16 protein-coding genes and 1 pseudogene are annotated in these 18467 nt (G+C 44.7%); 8 read left to right on the top strand and 9 right to left on the bottom strand.

Annotated features, from left to right (window positions below):
* Positions 1-216: 216 nt before the first annotated feature.
* On the bottom strand, positions 217-2394 hold the full coding sequence (locus tag F597_RS0119050) for a S9 family peptidase (RefSeq protein ID WP_026327667.1): 2178 nt from the start codon (positions 2392-2394) through the stop codon (positions 217-219).
* 226 nt (positions 2395-2620) lie between these two features.
* On the opposite strand from F597_RS0119050, the gene F597_RS0119055 reads away from it, so the two are divergent.
* On the top strand, positions 2621-4636 hold the full coding sequence (locus F597_RS0119055) for an OPT family oligopeptide transporter (protein ID WP_019541350.1): 2016 nt from the start codon (positions 2621-2623) through the stop codon (positions 4634-4636).
* A gap of 170 nt (positions 4637-4806) precedes the next feature.
* The gene (locus F597_RS0119060) at positions 4807-7026 is read left to right on the top strand and encodes a GH92 family glycosyl hydrolase (RefSeq protein ID WP_019541351.1); all 2220 of its coding nucleotides are present in this window, start codon (positions 4807-4809) and stop codon (positions 7024-7026) included.
* Positions 7027-7229: 203 nt separating this feature from the next.
* Here the strand turns inward: F597_RS0119060 and F597_RS0119065 are convergent, their stop codons facing one another.
* The gene (locus F597_RS0119065) at positions 7230-7637 is read right to left on the bottom strand and encodes a Fur family transcriptional regulator (RefSeq protein WP_019541352.1); all 408 of its coding nucleotides are present in this window, start codon (positions 7635-7637) and stop codon (positions 7230-7232) included.
* Positions 7638-7806: 169 nt separating this feature from the next.
* Between F597_RS0119065 and F597_RS0119070 the strand changes: the two genes are divergently transcribed.
* From F597_RS0119070 to F597_RS0119080, 3 genes are all read left to right on the top strand, one after another.
* The gene (locus F597_RS0119070) at positions 7807-10020 is read left to right on the top strand and encodes a TonB-dependent receptor (protein WP_019541353.1); all 2214 of its coding nucleotides are present in this window, start codon (positions 7807-7809) and stop codon (positions 10018-10020) included.
* Positions 10021-10049: 29 nt separating this feature from the next.
* Positions 10050-10538, top strand: coding sequence for a DUF4625 domain-containing protein (locus F597_RS21295; protein WP_019541354.1), 489 nt, complete (start codon positions 10050-10052; stop codon positions 10536-10538).
* A gap of 144 nt (positions 10539-10682) precedes the next feature.
* Positions 10683-11156 (top strand): DUF4625 domain-containing protein, encoded by a 474-nt coding sequence (locus F597_RS0119080; RefSeq protein ID WP_019541355.1) that lies wholly within the window; start codon positions 10683-10685, stop codon positions 11154-11156.
* A 31-nt stretch (positions 11157-11187) separates the two neighbouring features.
* Here F597_RS0119080 and F597_RS0119085 read toward each other — a convergent pair whose 3' ends face one another.
* The 3 genes from F597_RS0119085 to F597_RS0119095 all read right to left on the bottom strand — a co-directional run bounded on the left by F597_RS0119085 (position 11188) and on the right by F597_RS0119095 (position 13159).
* The gene (locus tag F597_RS0119085) at positions 11188-11487 is read right to left on the bottom strand and encodes a chaperone modulator CbpM (RefSeq protein WP_019541356.1); all 300 of its coding nucleotides are present in this window, start codon (positions 11485-11487) and stop codon (positions 11188-11190) included.
* A complete protein-coding gene (locus F597_RS0119090; RefSeq protein WP_019541357.1) occupies positions 11487-12416 on the bottom strand; it encodes a DnaJ C-terminal domain-containing protein in 930 nt (309 codons plus the stop codon). The genes F597_RS0119085 and F597_RS0119090 overlap by 1 nt, the downstream gene beginning before the upstream one ends.
* Before the next feature lie 98 nt (positions 12417-12514).
* The gene (locus F597_RS0119095) at positions 12515-13159 is read right to left on the bottom strand and encodes a type 1 glutamine amidotransferase domain-containing protein (protein WP_019541358.1); all 645 of its coding nucleotides are present in this window, start codon (positions 13157-13159) and stop codon (positions 12515-12517) included.
* Between the two features lie 344 nt (positions 13160-13503).
* Between F597_RS0119095 and F597_RS0119100 the strand changes: the two genes are divergently transcribed.
* The 3 genes and pseudogenes from F597_RS0119100 (at position 13504) to F597_RS22950 (ending at position 15716) form a co-directional block, all read left to right on the top strand.
* The gene (locus F597_RS0119100) at positions 13504-14727 is read left to right on the top strand and encodes an ATP-binding protein (RefSeq protein WP_245542057.1); all 1224 of its coding nucleotides are present in this window, start codon (positions 13504-13506) and stop codon (positions 14725-14727) included.
* 179 nt (positions 14728-14906) lie between these two features.
* Positions 14907-15110, top strand: a pseudogene (locus F597_RS23185) (pirin family protein); the annotation flags it as partial.
* Positions 15111-15260: 150 nt separating this feature from the next.
* Positions 15261-15716, top strand: a complete 456-nt coding sequence (locus F597_RS22950) for a pirin family protein (protein WP_245542059.1) — start codon at positions 15261-15263, stop codon at positions 15714-15716.
* A gap of 12 nt (positions 15717-15728) precedes the next feature.
* Here F597_RS22950 and F597_RS0119110 read toward each other — a convergent pair whose 3' ends face one another.
* The 4 genes from F597_RS0119110 to F597_RS23190 form a co-directional block, all read right to left on the bottom strand.
* Positions 15729-16562: an ABC transporter permease gene (locus tag F597_RS0119110; protein WP_019541361.1), complete on the bottom strand. Its 834-nt coding sequence runs from the start codon at positions 16560-16562 to the stop codon at positions 15729-15731.
* Between the two features lie 315 nt (positions 16563-16877).
* Entirely contained in the window at positions 16878-17225 is a 348-nt protein-coding gene (locus F597_RS0119115) for an ABC transporter permease (RefSeq protein WP_019541362.1), read from the bottom strand.
* A 140-nt stretch (positions 17226-17365) separates the two neighbouring features.
* Positions 17366-17791: an ABC transporter permease gene (locus F597_RS0119120; protein WP_019541363.1), complete on the bottom strand. Its 426-nt coding sequence runs from the start codon at positions 17789-17791 to the stop codon at positions 17366-17368.
* 61 nt (positions 17792-17852) lie between these two features.
* Positions 17853-18251 carry an FtsX-like permease family protein gene (locus tag F597_RS23190; RefSeq protein ID WP_081624423.1) on the bottom strand — a complete coding sequence of 133 codons (399 nt, stop codon included), beginning with the start codon at positions 18249-18251 and terminating at the stop codon, positions 17853-17855.
* Positions 18252-18467: the final 216 nt, after the last annotated feature.

Genomic DNA, 18467 nt, shown 5'->3' on the forward strand with positions numbered 1-18467 from the left:
AAACCGAACCATCTTTTGTAGGTTTTAGTACACTACAAAAGATAAAACCACCTGGAAAATTCCTTGATAAATAACGTCTATCTCACACACCCTTTCTCGAAATGCTCCCTTTAATAACAATAAAACGGCCTTTTTGTTTAGACTTAAAAAACGTTACCGGATAGTTATAAACCATCCGGCAACAAATCCCTGAAAATTAAGAAAAGGAGAGAGAATTTATTTCAGATTCCGTTTGAAATGATCGATCACCTTTTCATAAAGATATTTCCTTGTATTTTCGCCTCTGATAGAATGGTCCTTATCAGGAAAGAAGAACATGTCGAAATGTTTGCCGGCTTCGATCAATACACGTGCATATTCAACGGAGTTCTGGAAATGTACATTATCGTCGGCCGTACCGTGTATCAGTAACAGGTTACCTTCCAACCGGTTCGCAAGCGCAATGGGCGATCCATTTTCGTATCCCTGGTTGTTCTGCTGCGGTGTACGCATAAATCGCTCGGTATAGATGGTATCATAAAACCGATAGTCGGTTACCGGTGCTATGGCTACCCCAGCTTTAAAGATACCGTTTCCACGGCTCATACTCATCAGAACGTTATATCCTCCATAGCTCCATCCCCAGATACCGATGCCATTTCCATCAATATAAGGTAATGAGGCGAGGTAACGGGCAGCGGCAATCTGATCGTCCGACTCCTTTATACCTAAGTTCATATAGGTACTCTTACGGAATTCTTCTCCCCGCGCGCCTGTTCCACGTCCATCGACACAAGCCACGACAACACCTTCATTCAGCAATGCATAATACCAGTCGGTACTATACCGGTCTACGACTTGTTGTGAATTGGGACCACTGTACTGGATCATCACCACCGGATACTTCCGGGTAGGATCAAAATTATAGGGTTTCAATATCCATCCGTTCAGGCGGGTTATACCGTCGGCAGCTGTCACGGTAATATATTCTCTCCGGGGGAATTGTGCGGAAGCCACTTTGGCACGGACTGACTGGTTATCTTCCAATACCCGCAATTGCTTTCCGTTTCCATCGTATAAAGTAATCACCGTAGGCGTTTCGGCATCCGACCAGCGGTTCACAAAATACTTACCCTGTCCGCTGAAAGAGGCGCTGTTATATCCTGTCTGCTGCGACAATTTCTGTGGTTGTCCCTTGTTGATATTCACCTTATATATATTACGTCTTATAGGCGACTCATCGGCTGCCTCATAGAAAACCGTTTCGGTTTGCTCGTCCACAGCCAGAAGTGCCGTCACGTCGTAGTTACCAATAGTAAGCTGTTTTTGCAACGTACCCGAAAGGCCGTAAATATAAATATGACTATAACCATCTTTTTCAGAGACGCAAGTAAAACGGTCTTTTAAGAAATGGATTGAATTGAGCCACTCCGAATCGATATAATACTTGCTTTCTTCCCTCAACACCAGTTTAGATACCGTAGAACGGGGACTTGTAAAATACATATCGAATCGGTTTTGATCCCTGTTCAGTGTCATCACCGCCAGTTGATCGGGATCGTGTGTGAACTTTATCCGGGGTATATAACCGTTTTCCTCCAGTGGCACATCCAAAGTGCGTGTGGTACGTGCCTCTATATCGAATATCCGGCACTCTACTGTAGAATTGGGTTCTCCCGCCTTGGGATATTTAAATCGATAAAAATCAGGATACAACTGTTTATTAAAAGTCTGGAAAGAGAACTCTTTCACTGCCGACTCGTCAGTACGCACAAAAGCCAACAGACGATTATCTGGAGAAAACTCCATCAGCCGGGTTGTACCGAACTCCTCCTCATACACCCAGTCGGTCGCCCCATTAATCACTTTGTTCATCTCTCCGTCTTTTGTCACTTGCGATTCGGTATCGAAGTCGAACTTTGTGAGCCAGATATTATTCTCTATCACATATGCCACCATTTTTCCGTCGGGAGAGAAAGTGGGGATCATTTGTTTAGAGGGATGCTCCGAGAGCCTCCTCACCATGTTGCGGCGTACGTCATGATAGTAATAGTCGGCACGGAAAGAGTGGCGATATACCTGCTCCCGGTCCCGATATACCAGCACCCGGGTTTCATCGGGACTTACCAAAAAACCCTGAAAGCTGTCAAAAGTGCAGTTCCGGGCCCTACGTGTATTAAACAGGGTATCGACCGCTTCGCCGGTAGCGTATGAATATTTAATCACCGCCGTCTGCTGTGGATCGGCCTGGTAAAAATGCATCCCGTCTTCCGACGACACCATCTCCCTTATACCGCGGGGTGTAAATTCACCACCCAACAGACTTTCCAGTGTATAGCGCTGTGCCGATACCGTCACAACACTTACCATCACAATACTTATTGTTACTATAACCTTAAAAAGAAATTTTCTCATCGATTTGTGTTATTATTATAGTTTAATTCCTTCTCAATCCCGACAAAGTTACGAAAATAGGAGCTTCTTTTACAGATTTTTTTGTATTTTCGGCAAAAATTTTGGCGAATATTATTCACTCAACTTTCGGAAGTAGTATGAGCAACTAAAGATTTCGTCTAAAAGTCTCCGCTTTAGTTGCGTATGTATCAAATTTGGCACATTGACATATTAGCACATTAAATATATGGAATTAGAAGAAAAGAAAATTACGGAATTGCCCGAGAACGCATATCGGGAGCTAAAACCGGGAGAAGAGTACAAATCTGTACTTCCACCAGACAGGCCGGTAACGGAAGTAACACCATGGTCAATAGGTATGGGATTATTAATGGCGATCATCTTTTCGGCTGCGGCAGCTTACTCAGGCCTGAAAATCGGCCAGGTTTTCGAAGCCGCCATCCCCATCTCCATCATTGCCGTAGGAGCATCGGCGGCATTCCGCAGAAAGAATGCACTGGGGCAAAATGTCATTATCCAGTCGATCGGCGCATCGTCAGGCGTGATTGTGGCCGGAGCAGTCTTTACTATCCCGGGTCTTTATATCCTGCAAGCCAAATATCCCGAAATTCAGATTAACTTCTGGCAAATCTTTTTTTCATCGCTGCTAGGAGGATTCCTGGGAATTCTTTTCCTTATTCCCTTCCGTAAATATTTTGTGAAAGACATGCACGGGAAATTACCTTTCCCTGAAGCCACAGCAACTACCGAGATCTTGATGACCGGAGAGAAGGGTGGCAACAAAGCAAAGTTACTAATCACCAGTGGGCTCATCGGAGGATTATTCGATTTCTGTTTCTCCGCCTTCCGTCTCTGGAGCGAAGAGATCACCACACGCATTATTCCTGCCGGCGCCATGATGGCCGAACGATTCAAGATGGTACTCAAATTCAACGTAAGTGCCCTGATCTTTAGCTTCGGTTACCTGGTAGGACTACGATATGCCCTGATCATCACCGTCGGTTCGTTACTCTCCTGGTTGGTACTGATACCGTTAGTAAATGAGATCGGTGCATTGACGGCAGCCATGAGTGGAGGTGTCAATCCGTTTGCAGCAATGTCGGCAGAAGCGATCTTTGCAGAATATGTACGTCCGATAGGTATCGGCGCCATCGCGATGGCAGGTATTATCGGAATCATCAAATCGGCCGGTGTGATCGGCAGCGCTTTTAAACTGGCAGTCGGCAAGAAAGTGGCTACCGGTGCTGTGGGAACGGATATAAAGCGTACAAACCGGGACCTGAAGATGTCATTCGTGATGTTATTCCTGTTCTTCACGCTTATCGCCGTATTTATCTTTCTGCTCATCGGCGTGAAAATCACACTTGTACAGGCTATTGTAGCCTTGATCGCCATCACCGTTATCTCATTCCTGTTCACCACCGTGGCTGCCAATGCCATTGCCATTGTGGGGACTAACCCTGTATCGGGAATGACGCTGATGACGTTGATCCTCTCATCGGTAATCCTTGTTGCCGTGGGATTGGAAGGCTGGCAGGGAATGGTGAGCGGACTGATCATTGGAGGTATTGTCTGTACTGCACTTTCAATGGCAGGTGGCTTTGTCACTGACCTGAAGATCGGTTACTGGATTGGTACTACTCCTGCAAAGCAGGAATCCTACAAGTTCCTCGGGACGTTGGTTTCAGCGGCAACCGTGGGAGCAGTGATTTTTATCCTGAATGAAGCATACGGCTTTGTAGCTACGCCTGAACATCCAAATCCGATGGTGGCTCCGCAGGCCAACGCCATGGCCGCCATCATAGAACCGCTGATGGCAGGAAGTGGCGTCAGCTGGATACTTCTGGGGATCGGCGCAGTGATCGCTATCCTCGTGAACTGGCTCGGTGTGTCACCCTTAGCATTCGCACTCGGTATGTTTATCCCCCTCCAACTGAATACCCCTCTTGTCGTGGGTGGATTACTCAACCACTGGATCAACAAAAAAGGTGCTGATAAGCAGTTGACAAATGCACGCCACCAGCGTGCTATCCTGATCTCTTCCGGATTCATAGCAGGTGCTGCACTCTTTGGCGTATTTGGCGCCTTGATCATATTTATGACCGGCGACGGCAATGCACTCAACTTCAACCTGTGGAGTGACCCTCATGGTACAGGTGCCCAGATTGTGGCGCTCTTTGCTTTCCTCGGACTGATTGCCTACTTTATCTGGGAAACCAGACGGGCAAAGAGGGAGGATTGATTGATGTGATGATTTAATGATGTGATGATGTGATGATGAGATAATGTGGGAAAATGATAGTGTGCTTCGCACGATAAAGTGATAGATACTTCGCATGATAGTACGCTTCGCGCGATAAATACAAGATAACGAATTCAATTTTTCACTTTTAATTTTTAATTAATAGACAGATGATAAAAAAATTTAGGCAAGTAAAACCAATTCTATTTACTGTACTTGCACTGGCGGTCGTTTCCTGTACGCCGAAACAGCAAGATGACAGTGAAAAAGATTTTACTCAATATGTAAACCCCTTTATAGGAACAGCATTCACGGGACATACTTTTCCCGGCGCCACATACCCGTTAGGCATGATGCAACCGGGGCCGGAGACGGGCAATTTCTCCTGGGAATACTGTTCCGGCTATTTCTATGACGATGAGCGCATCAACGGCTTTTCGCAGAACAGGCTGAACGGTACAGGGTGTGTCGATTTGGGCGACCTGCTGATGCAGCCTTTCTCCGGTGAGAAACGCGACGACCTGAGCAGTAGTTTCGACAAGGCTACGGAAAAAGCTTCTCCCGGTTACTATGCGGTGGAGCTGGCCGATAACGAAGTAGGTGTGGAAATCACTACCGCCCCGCATGTGGCATTCCACCGCTATACTTTTGCCGAAGACAAACCGGCGAATTTGTTAGCCGACTTTCAAAGCGGGCTGGTATGGACGAAAGATAAACTCTTCACCCACGTACTCGATAATGAGGTCACTTTCGAAAACGACCGGCTCATTACCGGCTATACCCGCCGCACCGAATGGGTAGAACGCACTTACTATTTCGCTATCGAGTTCGACAAACCGATCCTCTCTTCGGAACAGCTCGAATCACGGGATCCACGGGAGAAAGCACCCCGCTATATCCTGACCTTCGACATGCAGGACGATCCTATCCTGCAAATGAAGATCGCCATGTCCACCACAAGCGTTGAGGGTGCAAAGAAAAACCTCGCAGCAGAAGTAAGCGGATGGGATTTCGACGCAGTGCACCGGGACGCCAAAAAGGCCTGGAACAGCTATCTTTCACGGGTGGAGATAGAGGGTACGGAAGACGACAAGGTCAATTTCTACACCTCGCTCTACCATCTCTATATACAACCCAACAACATAGCCGATGTGGATGGTCGCTACGTGGGGCCCAACCGCGAGATCACACAGTCGCGCACCGGAAAATTCTACTCCACCCTCTCACAATGGGACACCTTCCGCGCCGCTTTTCCCATGTACACCATCCTTAGCCCGGAGATCATCGCCGACCTGGTAAATACGTTTGTTGATTACAGCGAACAGAAAGGACATCTTCCTATCTGGGCGCTGATGGGACAGGAGACCTATACCATGATCAGTAATCACTCCATCTCTATGATCGTGGATGCTTACCTCAAAGGGTTCGACGGATTCGACGCGGAGAAAGCCTACCGGGAGATCAAAAGATCGATCACCGAAAGCAAGCACTATAAATCGGACTGGGAGATCTACGACCAATATGGTTACTATCCTTACGACCTTATCAAAGTGGAGTCGGTTTCCCGTACGCTTGAATGCGGATTTAGCGACTATTCCGCCGCACTGATGGCAAAAAAATTAGGGAAAACGGAAGATTACGAGTTCTTTATGAAACGGGCCGGCTATTACAGAAATTTGTTCGATGAGGAAACCAACACTATGCGCCCCAAAGACTCCAAAGGCCAATGGCTCTCCCCTTTCGACCCTTATGCACTGGCGCACGCTGATTCACAGATCGGGGGCCACTACACGGAAGGTAATGCCCTGCAATATACATGGCATGTGTTACAGGATATCCCCGGCCTCATCGAATTGATGGGCGGAAAAAAGGAGGCAGAAAAAGGACTCGACTATCTCTTCAACACCACCCAGGAATCGACCGTTCAACTCTCCGATGTGACCGGACTTATCGGCCAGTACGCGCACGGTAACGAACCAAGTCACCACGTGGCTTATATCTATTCTTATCTCGACAGGCCGGAAGAAACTCAGCGGCTGATACGTCAGATTACCACCGATTTCTACCGGAACAAACCGGACGGGCTTATCGGCAATGACGACTGCGGGCAGATGTCGGCATGGTACATGTTCTCCGCTATGGGTTTCTACCCCATGAATCCGGTGAGCGGCGAATTGGTCATTGGCGCTCCGCAGATACCCAAAGCTGTCATCAACGTGGAGAACGGGAAGCGCTTCACCATGGAGGCGAAAAACCTTTCGGAAGAGAATATGTATATAGAGAAGATAGAACTGAATGGGCAATCTTATGAGAAGAAGTTCATCACGCATGATGATATCATCAACGGCAGCACATTGGTGTTTTACATGACAAACAGTCCGAAAAAATAAAAGAGAAAGAACATTCTCATTAAATGCATAAACCTATTGAACGTTTTCGTTAAGCGAGTACAGAGGCAAAACAAGTTTTGCCTCTGTCTAGCGTAGAATTGAAAATCGAGGAACGAAGGCGATTCAAATAGTCTAATGTAATTGAACCTCTAACCGGTTCTCCTAAAATAAACAAAGAGGCGTGTGACTACCATGTGCCTCCTTTATTTTTTCACACAATCAGCACACAATCCTTCCACGACTACAAATACATCCTTGGTAACAAAGCCTTTCGGCAACTCTGTGTCAAAGTGAGTGACGCCATCTAGACACAACACCTCGTCGCATTTCTCACAATGGAAATGGGAATGGAGGTTGTTATCTTCATGGTGATGCCTGTTCAGTGCATATTTCACCGTGTTGTCATTCAGGACAATGCGATGGATAATACCCCGGTCCTCCAACGTCTTTAATGTCCTGTATAGGGTAACCCGGTCGAACAGATCAGGGTATGACTCTTTCAACTCATTTTCCGACATCGCCGCCTCATTTTTCAGCAGCTCCCCAAGAATATATTTCCTGCAGCCGGTATTCTTCAGATCGTGGGCATGTAAAATTTCTTCTACTGTCATAATGCAACAACACTTCAAATGATATTTTGTTACGAATATACAGCTATTTTGGCAACAATCCTGATCTTTCACGTTTTTTTATTACTTTTTCAATATTGCATCATTGTTGCAATTGAATATTTTGTATATTTGCAAAGTATTTTAATTTACATGCACCAGACAGATACAGATGAAATTTTGCTATTCTATATTAATATTTCTTCTATGTACCCAATTAGCAGCGCACTCGGTTGAATCGGGTGAGTTTTCACAGTCGTTCTCCGGACAATCCCGTTTATCCCTGCATCCACAGCATCCCGACACAATCGGTAGAACTATACAAGATGAGGATACAAACCCTATAGAGTTGGATGAAGTGATTGTACGAGGTGACCGTATGAGAAATATCCAAATGAAGTCTGCACAAAACATTGTCCGCGTCGATAAATCCTATATTGAAGACAACTTTTCCGGGAGCCTGATGCAAAGTCTGGAAAAAATTCCGGGGATAAGGGCTATGACCATAGGATCCGGCCAATCCAAACCCGCTATCCGTGGTCTCGGTTTTAACCGGATGATCGTAACAGAAAATGGGATAAAACATGAAGGCCAGCAATGGGGTGAGGATCATGGCCTGGAGATTGACCAGTTTTCCGTCGATGAAATAGAGATTGTAAAAGGGCCGGGGTCACTCTTATATGGTTCAGATGCTATTGGCGGAGTAATCCAACTGCGTAATAACTATATTCCCACCGAACAGGCAGAGGGCAATATTAACCTCTACGGGAGGAGTAATAACGAGTCGATGGGTGTTTCGGGACAGGTCGGCGGCAGAATCAACAAATGGTACTATAAAATCAATGCTACCTATATGGACTATGCGGATTATAAAGTACCGACCGACAGCATACAGTATTACTCCTATTATATTCAATTAAAAAACCGTCGTTTACGCAATACCGCGGGAAGAGACCGGAATGCAGGATTTACGCTGGGTTATTTGGGAGAAAATTTCCGTTCTCATCTACTAGTCTCGAATATTAATTCCCGAAGTGGATTCTTTGCCGATGCACACGGGTTAGAAGTGAGACTATCCGATATAAATTACGACAGGTCTTCCAGAGATATAGACCTACCCTATCACTCGGTCAATCATTTCAAGTTAATCAATAACTCGGCATGGCGCATCGGGAATATTACCTGGGAAGGAAATATCGCGTTTCAGAACAACCGCAGGAAAGAGTTCTCCGAACCGGTATCTCACGGCTATATGCCTGTTCCTCCCGATGCATTGGAACGTCAATTCGACAAGAATACCTATACCGCATCTACCCTGCTCAGGATGCCGGTGAAGGATCGGTTAAGCTTACAGGGCGGACTTTCCATAGAACATCAGCATAACAAAAGAGACGGATGGGGATTTGTGATTCCCGATTTTCGCACTACAAGCATGGGAGTGTTTGTTTATGGGCGATACCATATCTCGGATAATTTGATTATCAGTTCGGGTGCACGTGCCGACAAGGTGAAAGTGCACATCGATAGTTACCGGGACTGGTACCAGACACCGGATGAACAGGGTAGCCCGGTATATAAGGAACGGGCTGCCGACCTGCAGAAAAGTTTCGACAGTTTCACATGGTCTGCAGGATTAAACTACCAACAGGGCAGATGGATGCTGAAAGCCAATATCGGTAAGAGTTTTCGTGCGCCGACCCCAAAAGAACTGGGATCGGACGGGGTAAATTACCACATATTCAGGTATGAGAAAGGTGATAACAGCCTCAGGGCGGAAGAGTCGTATCAGGCCGATATGGGGATCCGTTGGCAAAACAGTGTGCTAACGATCCAGTTAGAGCCTTTCCTCAACTACTTTCCCAATTATATCTACCTGAATCCCACCCCTGAATATTACGAGGGATTGCAAATGTATCACTACGCACAGGCAAGGGTGATCCGTTACGGTTTTGAAACCGATGTGCACTTACAGCTCACCCGACAGCTTTCCCTGATGATGCAATCGGAATATCTATATGCCGAGCAGCTTTCAGGAGATAAAAAAGGATATTCGCTCCCCTTTTCTCCGCCATGGTCAGCCAATTTCAGCATCGGTTACCGGCCCGGCAAAGGTTTTCTCGGAACCGAAGGCGATATAGTATTGGAGTACAGGGTGACAGGTGCTCAAAACAGGATCGTTCCTCCGGAAGAAAAAACGGAGGGTTATCAATTGTTGAACCTATCATTAGGACGTAGCTGGGATATAAAAGATAATAGTATAAAATTGCGGCTACAGGTACAAAACCTGCTGAACAAAAGATATTACGACCATACCGGTTTCTACCGGTTGATCGATGTACCTGAACCAGGCAGAAATGTATCAGTAATGCTTGGCTTCTCTTTTTAATTTATATAAACCATCAAAATTTTATCTGTATGAAACGAAAATTATTTTTGGGAGCAATGCTCCTTCTTAGCACGAACGTACTGTTTTTCTCTTCTTGTGAGAAAGAGGATACACCTTCGGCACCTACCGTCAAGATCACCGAACTGGGATCAGGACATGATAATCCGAACGACAAGATCGCCTATGCCGGATCAGACGCCCATATTGAAGCAGAGATAACAGCCGACGGGTTGATTGAAAGCATCACTGTAGAAGTCCATCAGGAGGACGGAGACTACGAATTTAATAAGGTATATACCGATGCCAAATATGTTGGGGTAAAAAACGTCACATTCCACGAGCACCTGGAAATACCGGCCGAAGCACCGGAAGGTGAATATCACCTGCATCTGGTTGTGAGAGACCAGGAGGGACAGACAGGCATGGCAGAATCCGAACTGATTATAAAACCGGCATCCGAAAACGATGACGACGGACATGACCATGATGATGAGCATGATCACGACCATAATCACTAATAGAGAAATTGGCATGAGGGTGTATCACAATATGTGATTTCACCCTCTCTTTAATTCCCTCTATCCGGAAATAATCTCAAACAACTTATTTTCAGCAATAAAATTCCTATTTTGAGAATACTTTATAATTTAAAAAGAAATAATATGATCCGAAAAGCATTATTTTGTCTGACTGCCCTTTTGTTGTTACTTTCATGCGGTCAGGAAGATGATCACGATATGGAAAAACCGGAGATCGACATGAGCGGGGTATCGGCTTTTCCTTTGACCTGCGATGTAGTATATAGAGGAGATAGTTTTACATTTAAAGCACTCCTCACCGATAACCGGGAGTTAGGAAATTATAATATCGAAATCCATAACAATTTCGATCATCATTCACACAGCACCGATGATGTGGACTGTGAACCGGATGAAAAGAAAACACCGGTCAATCCGTTTATCTATAATGAGAGTTTCCGTATCCCTGACGGAATGGTCTCCTACCAAGCTGAGAGCAGTATCCATGTTCCCGATGATGTGGATACCGGGGATTATCATTTCATGATACGCCTGACAGACAAATCGGGTTGGCAACAACTGAAAGCTGTCGGTATAAAAGTAAGAGACCGGAATTAATTCCGAAAAAAATATAAAGCATGATTTACATTCATTGTTGAAGGGCTTTGTAGAATTGCAATTCGCCGCGTAACTCTTCTATCTCCGATTGCAACGACCGTACCCTAACCAGCATATGCCGGAGTGCATCGATCCCCGCCACATTGATATCCATCTCATAATGCCACCGGATAAATTGTTCCAGGTCGGAGAGGTCGTCGTATTCTATAAACCTGTCGTCGTCCTGACCGATCACATGAATCAACCCCACGTCCCGTAGCGATTCAATGAATGATTCTTCTATCTCGTAGATCCTCAGACATTCGCTGTATAGTAATCTGTTTCCACTCATTATTTCCTGATTTTTGATAGTTCCGTGAATAATTCCTTTTCTCTATCAGAAAGATGTTCAGGCAGATGCACCTTCAACGTCACGTATAAATCACCAAACCGTCCCTCTTTCTTATACAGGGGAAATCCTTTACCTTTCAGCCGTAGCTTGGCATTGGGTTGAGTACCGGATTTAATGGTCATTTTCACCTGTCCGTCAAGAGTATTAATCATTGTTTCGCCCCCAAGCACAGCTGTATAGAGGTCGATAACAGCATCGGTATACAAGTCATCCCCAAGGCGTTTAAAGACCGGATCATCCTCAATAGTGAAAGTGATATAGAGGTCACCGTTCGGCCCGCCATTCACCCCGGGCTGACCATACCCTGCCAGTTTGATCTTCTGCCCGTCGGCCACTCCCGCAGGAATCGTGATACGTACATTTTTCCCATTGATCGACAATGTCTGCTGATGTGTTTGCATGGCTTGACGAAGTGTCAGGCGCAATTCCGCCTGATAGTCCGCACCTTTGAACCTGTTACGGCTGCCGGTACCGCCTTGTCTCCTGCTAAACCCGCTACCAAACATAGAGTGAAAAAAGTCGGAAAAATCGTCGTCCGAAAAATCTCCTTCGGTATAGAAAGTCTGTCCACCCTGGTCGCTCCACTGCTGTTGCCGGCCACTTTGCCGCTGGTACTGCTGTTGTGCTTTCTCATATTCTTCGCCGTGCTTCCAGTTCTCACCGTACTTATCATACTTGGCGCGTTTCTCCGGATCGCTCAACACCTCATTGGCCTCATTGAGCTCCTGAAACTTCTTTTGAGCCTCTTTGTCGTTCGGATTCAGGTCGGGATGCAACTTACGCGCCAGCTTGCGGTAAGCCTTTTTGATATCTTCCGCCGATGCATTCCTATCGACTCCCAGTATTTTGTAATAATCAATGTATGGCATGTTTTCTATGTATTGAAAAACAGCCCTACCCCTGCATCACGGTTTCCCGTAACCGGCATAAAGCTGTTATTAACATACTACACTAAATGAATATGGAATCAGCGGGCCTTTTTGATCGCGTCCTCGATGGCCTTACTGAAGACCGGCAAATCGTCCGGTACCCTCGATGTGATCAGGTTCCCATCTATTACCAGTGCTTCATCCACGTAATTCGCACCGACTTCCTCCAGTTCCCCCCGGATAGATCCCACCCCAGTGGTGGTTACATCCTTAAGTACTCCTGCTGTAGCCAATACTTGTGGACCGTGACAGATGGCGGCTACCGGCTTCCCTGAATTGAAAAAGTTCTTGGCGAACTCCACTACCGTCGGGTCTTCTCTCAATGCAGCAGGGGCTTTTCCTCCAGGTAGTACCAGCGCGTCAAATTCATCGACGCTCACCTCTCCTACTTTCTTTTGTACAACTATTTCAAAATCGCTGTTATACGCTTTCACCCGTCCCGTTTCAGGACCTATCACCGTAATATCCATATCTTTATTTTCCAGATAACCGATCGGCATATAAGCCTCGGCATCCTGGAATCCCTCAGTAAGCAATACTGCTACATGGGGGCGATTCACTGCTTGCACATCCGGTACAATCACTTCCGATCGTCTCTCTTCACTGCTACCGCTACCGGTACATCCGGCAGCAAACAATACAATACTCAACATAATAAATGCGTTTAAAGTGATTTTATCCATATTACTTATTATTTTGGGATTGAAACAATTCATATCCAACTACATCCAAAAGCGAGGGATGTACCTGTCAAGTAAACATCCGTTTTCGGGATAATGTTCACACAAGTGCTAAGCATGAGGTGTGGTCCAACTTTTCGGAAAGTAAGGTATCGTTCGTAGCCGGGAAGAATTATTCGAGGGTAAAACAATCCGAATGAGTCGTTTAATTAAATTCATATTAGATAAAAATAAATACATCAACAATAATAAGACATATACATCATTTCAAATGAAATATATACATCATTTCAAATGAAATATTTTGCATAATACAAAAATCACTATATATTTGTAATAAAAAAGATATGAGCATAAAAATGCAACAGTCGTCATTGGCAGAAATAACGTGGGAACAAAAGCAGGATGCTTTCACAGAAGCCGAAGACGTGATAGAAAGGACCTTGCTTCCGGACTTACCGAATATTCCCACACACGCCTTGATACTGTCTGGGGTCAGACGTTGTGGCAAGAGTACGCTCTTACGGCAATTTGTGCGCAAGCAATTTCAGGATATATTCTATTTGAATTTTGAGGATATAAGGCTTTACGGTTTTGACATTAAAGACTTTGTTTTATTGGATAAGGTGATTGATGAATCGGGACTGAAAGTGCTCTATTTTGATGAAATTCAAATTATTGAAGGATGGGAGCTTTACATTCGCCAGAAATTAGACCAGAATTTTCAGGTTATCGTGACGGGTTCAAATGCCACTTCGCTGAGTGTCGAATTAGGTACAAAACTGACCGGAAGGCATATAACCAAAGAACTTTTTCCATTTTCTTTTGCCGAATATTTGGATTTCCACCATGCTCAGGCTAATCCGGAAACTCTATTGGCCTATCTGAATGAAGGCGGCTTTCCCGGCTTTCTAAAACAAAAACTACCTGAAATCCTGGAATTTCTGATTGAAGATATACTCAATCGTGATATCATAGTCCGCTATGGTGTGAAAGACCCCGGTTCAATAAAGAAACTTTGCTCGTATATGCTTGCCAACAACGGTACGCTTGTGGTTCCGTCAAGATTGACATCGGCCATTGGCGTTAAGTCCGGCTCAACTGTATTGAGTTATTTTTCTTATTTTGAGAATTCATATCTGGTTTCTTTGGTTCCAAAATTTGACTGGTCGCATAAGGCGCAGATGTTAAGCCCCAAGAAAATGTATGTGATTGATCCCGGGTTGGTACAAATAGGCAGTACATCTTTCAGTCGGAATTTAGGGCATTTACTTGAAAGCGTCGTATTCTGGCATTGGCGCAGGAAGACCAAAGAAGTATATTATTTCAATGAAAAAGACAAGGAATGCGATTTTGTTGTCCGCCAGAAAGATCAAACGACACAGGTTATACAGGTTTGTTGGGAATTGACCCTCGAAAATGAAGAACGGGAAGTGAGCGGACTGCTTGCAGCTATGGAATACTTCAAAACCGATAATGGCATAATCGTTACTGCTGCTTCATCCGATACCATTCGTACCGACGTAGGGTTTATTTCCGTTATTCCTGCCCATCAATATTTATTGACATAACGTTAAAAATAGAACTTAATGAGGATGAATTAAAACTGTATAAAGCGACTCAACCAGTAAAAAATAATATTATGCCGGAACTAATCATCAACGCGCGCCGCGCCGCCATCAGCGAAACGCTTGAAGTGCGCCGCATCCTGCCTTTCCGCGAACGACGCATGGTAGGTCCCTTTATTTTCATGGATCATGCCGGTCCCCTTACGCTGCAACCGGCAGAAGTGACCGCAATGGATGTGCTGCCCCACCCCCATATCGGGCTTTCTACCGTCACCTACCTCTTTGACGGCCGGGTAACCCACCGCGACAGTCTGGGTTCGCTGCAAACCATCCGACCCGGAGAAGTGAACTGGATGACTGCCGGCAAGGGCATATCCCATTCCGAGCGATTCGAAGACCCGGAATTGTTAGCCAACAGCTCACTGGAGATGTTACAGACCTGGGTGGCGCTTCCCGAGAGCGACGAGGAGTGTGAACCCACCTTTACCAATTACCAGCCCGAGCAACTCTCCATCTATTCTGACAAGGGCATTTGGATGCGCCTTATAGCGGGTAAAGCGTACGGCCTTCAAAGCAAGGTAAGTACCCACTCCCCTCTCTTCTACCTGCACGTCAGGCTCGATGCCGGTGCCAAGTTGGATCTTCCACGGGAACACTCCGAGAGAGGGGTGTATATTGCAAAAGGAACGCTGGAGGTATCCGGAAGAGTCTATACGATGGGGCAACTGCTGGTCTTCTCCAAGACAGAGCACCCAACGCTAATCGCCAAGAGCGATTGTACCATCATGCTGCTGGGTGGTGAACCCCTCGGTGAGCGGTTTATCTGGTGGAACTTTGTCTCCTCACGCCGGGAGCGCATCGAACAGGCCAAGGCCGACTGGCAGTCGGGCAGGATCATCCTTCCTCCCAACGACAACAAGGAGTTCATCCCGCTACCCGAAAGCAAATTCAGAACAACCAGCCGTCCACCGGAGCCCGAAGCCCTTTCGTGAAATCGAATCCCTTTATTCCGATTTCACTACTTCCGCCGGATTCATTTTCAGTACCCGTGTTACCTGTATCGCGACAGACAGGATGACGATCATTATCGTGATCAATAGCACGAGTACAAACATTAAAAATGATAATTGAAAATGATAGGCATAGGTTTGCAACCATCGATGGACAAAAAGGTAACCCAAGGGTAAAGAGAGTGCATTGGCCATCAACGCCAATACAAGATACCTGTCAAGGAACAGTTTCAATATATCTATGAAAGCAGCCCCGTTAATGATATGGATAGCCATCTCTTTTTTCCGCTGTTCGGTGGATAATGCCACCAATAAATAAATTCCCAACGAGGAGATCAGAATGCAGATGAGGGCCAATGTAAGGAAAATCCTTGACATATAGATATCGGCTACATTCAATTCCCTCATTATATCAGGCAGGTATTGAAATTGCTTCTCAGGCGTAACTTCACCTTTGCTGAAATCTTTATAGTGTTGTTTGGCAAAAGTAAGCGCCCGGTCTTTATTTTCCGGGATAATCTTAATATAAATGTAGGGTGTTTTCAGTAACAAATTGGCTCTTTCTCTTTCCGAAGGAATATGGAAAAATGTTTTCTCCAAAGGATATTGAATAGGGAAATAGTGATAATCTTTTAGAATACCACTAATATGGAATTGAGCCCCTCCTGCTTCTGGAATATCATAAATTTTACTGAAATCTGCCGGCAGGTTTATCATCTCTGCTCCTGTCTGGTTTATCACATATTGTGGAATTTCATTTTCAGATAACCATTCTCCCGATTCCATCCGCATGCCGAAAAATGAGAGGAAATTGGGTTCGACTACCACTACATTGGCATCTGTATAATTATCCCCTTCCCCATAGATCGGTTCCTTTCTTCTCTTTTTCTCTTCACAAAAAAACAGATCGGTATCAGACTTAGTACAAGAAATATAAAGCTAAAGCCCCCCTATAAGGAAAACGCTATATTTATCAATTTGCTTTTTGACAGATACTGTATAAAATTTTCATAAATTCCTTTATGATCTAACCTCGTATAATCGCTGTATAACGGGTAAATTAGTTCTACAAAAGCCATCGAGAGAATAAATGCCAACAATAGGAACAGGATCAATTCGACCGTTCCTTTCCATATCAACCCTTTAGTGAACGATCAATTTCGTGTTGTAGCGATGCTCCTCGTAAAGGATATAATCTTCTTCAAAAGGAATGAAAACAGAAAAATACTCAATACCATTCTGGTTCATTGGGTCCCGGTAATTGTTATCATTATTCGGATTCTCTGCTCCACCGTAGCGGATTTGTCCGATTTGTTCTTCAATACTCATTAGATACGTCCGGGAGAGATCGGCCGCGAAATGATTCACCGTTGTTTCCTGATGCACGTAACGGACAATAAGGATAACACACGTCAGGCCCAATGCCAGCCCCAGGATATTGACCACCGTGTACAGGCGGAATCGGTTGAGTGTACGAATGGTTATTTTCATTTATTTATTTGTTATGCCGCGTATCTTCGGCAGATGATTTCTATAATTGACACATTAACATATCGACACATCTTCGAGTCAGTAAATCAGTATATCTTCGAATTGGCATATTAGTCTTATTGGCAAATCGTCACATTGAATTATTCCGATTTAACCACTTTTGCCGGATTCTCCTTCGCGGCACGACTCACACGGGAAAAGATGCTTACAAACACGATCAGCGTAATGAGTACAAATATCCCAGTAAAGAGCCACCACTCCATCTCAACACGTCGGGTATATTGCTCCAGCCAGCGTTGCATAATATACCCCCCTACAGGGAATGCCACTATGCAAGAAAACAGTGTAATTATAAAGTATCTCCGGAAAAAGAGTAAAAAAACCTCCCTTGCCTTTGCTCCATTTACTTTACGTATGGCGATCTCTTTTCGCTGCCTGTTACATGCAAGGGTGATCATGGCGTAAATCCCGAAAAGAGCTATCAGGATTGTGACCCCGGTCATCACACTCAATAGTATAAGCAAATAGCGTTCGGACTTGGTATATTCGGCATATAATTCCTCCATATTTAAAATACTAACTGAACGATTTCCGACTTTTTCAGTCCCTATTCTTTTGATCTCTTCTTCAGTAGCTAATTGTTATTAGTGTGAAACGATCTTTCACACCACCACTCCGCTGTATTTCCGGAAGAAGATTTTCCTGAATACTTCGTTTCATGAAATAACTTATGGGTACAAAAGCAAAAAATAGTGACAACAGAAGTATGGACAATCCGAATAGAAGGACATCTCGAAGAAAGAATGATTTGGGCACTTCAATCATTGAAAACTTCACAAAAGAAGGATATAATAATTCCGACAATACCAACCCGACTATCAAGGCTACCACTAATAACGAGATAAATTCACAGAAAAGCATGGCTAACAGTTGAAAATTAGACGCTCCATTGACCTTTTGCAGTGCCAATCCCCGGTTACGAATTTTTATCTTGTTAATAAAGACAATACTTCGGTAAATATTCAATTAACTAATTAAAATTCAATGATTTACATAACATAGTTTAACATAAAAAAGATGGTTAAGCAGCTGATTATCAGTATCTTTATAGCTGATCAAAGTCTATTAAAGATGGATAAAACCAGCATACTTAACCAATATAGAGGTATCTGCGGTGATGTTCTAATTGAACTAACCACGAAGTTAAACAAAAGTTTCAAATCATTCCTTATGGAGACGTTT

It is taken from the genome of Proteiniphilum acetatigenes DSM 18083 (assembly GCF_000380985.1).
GTDB lineage: Bacteria > Bacteroidota > Bacteroidia > Bacteroidales > Dysgonomonadaceae > Proteiniphilum > Proteiniphilum acetatigenes.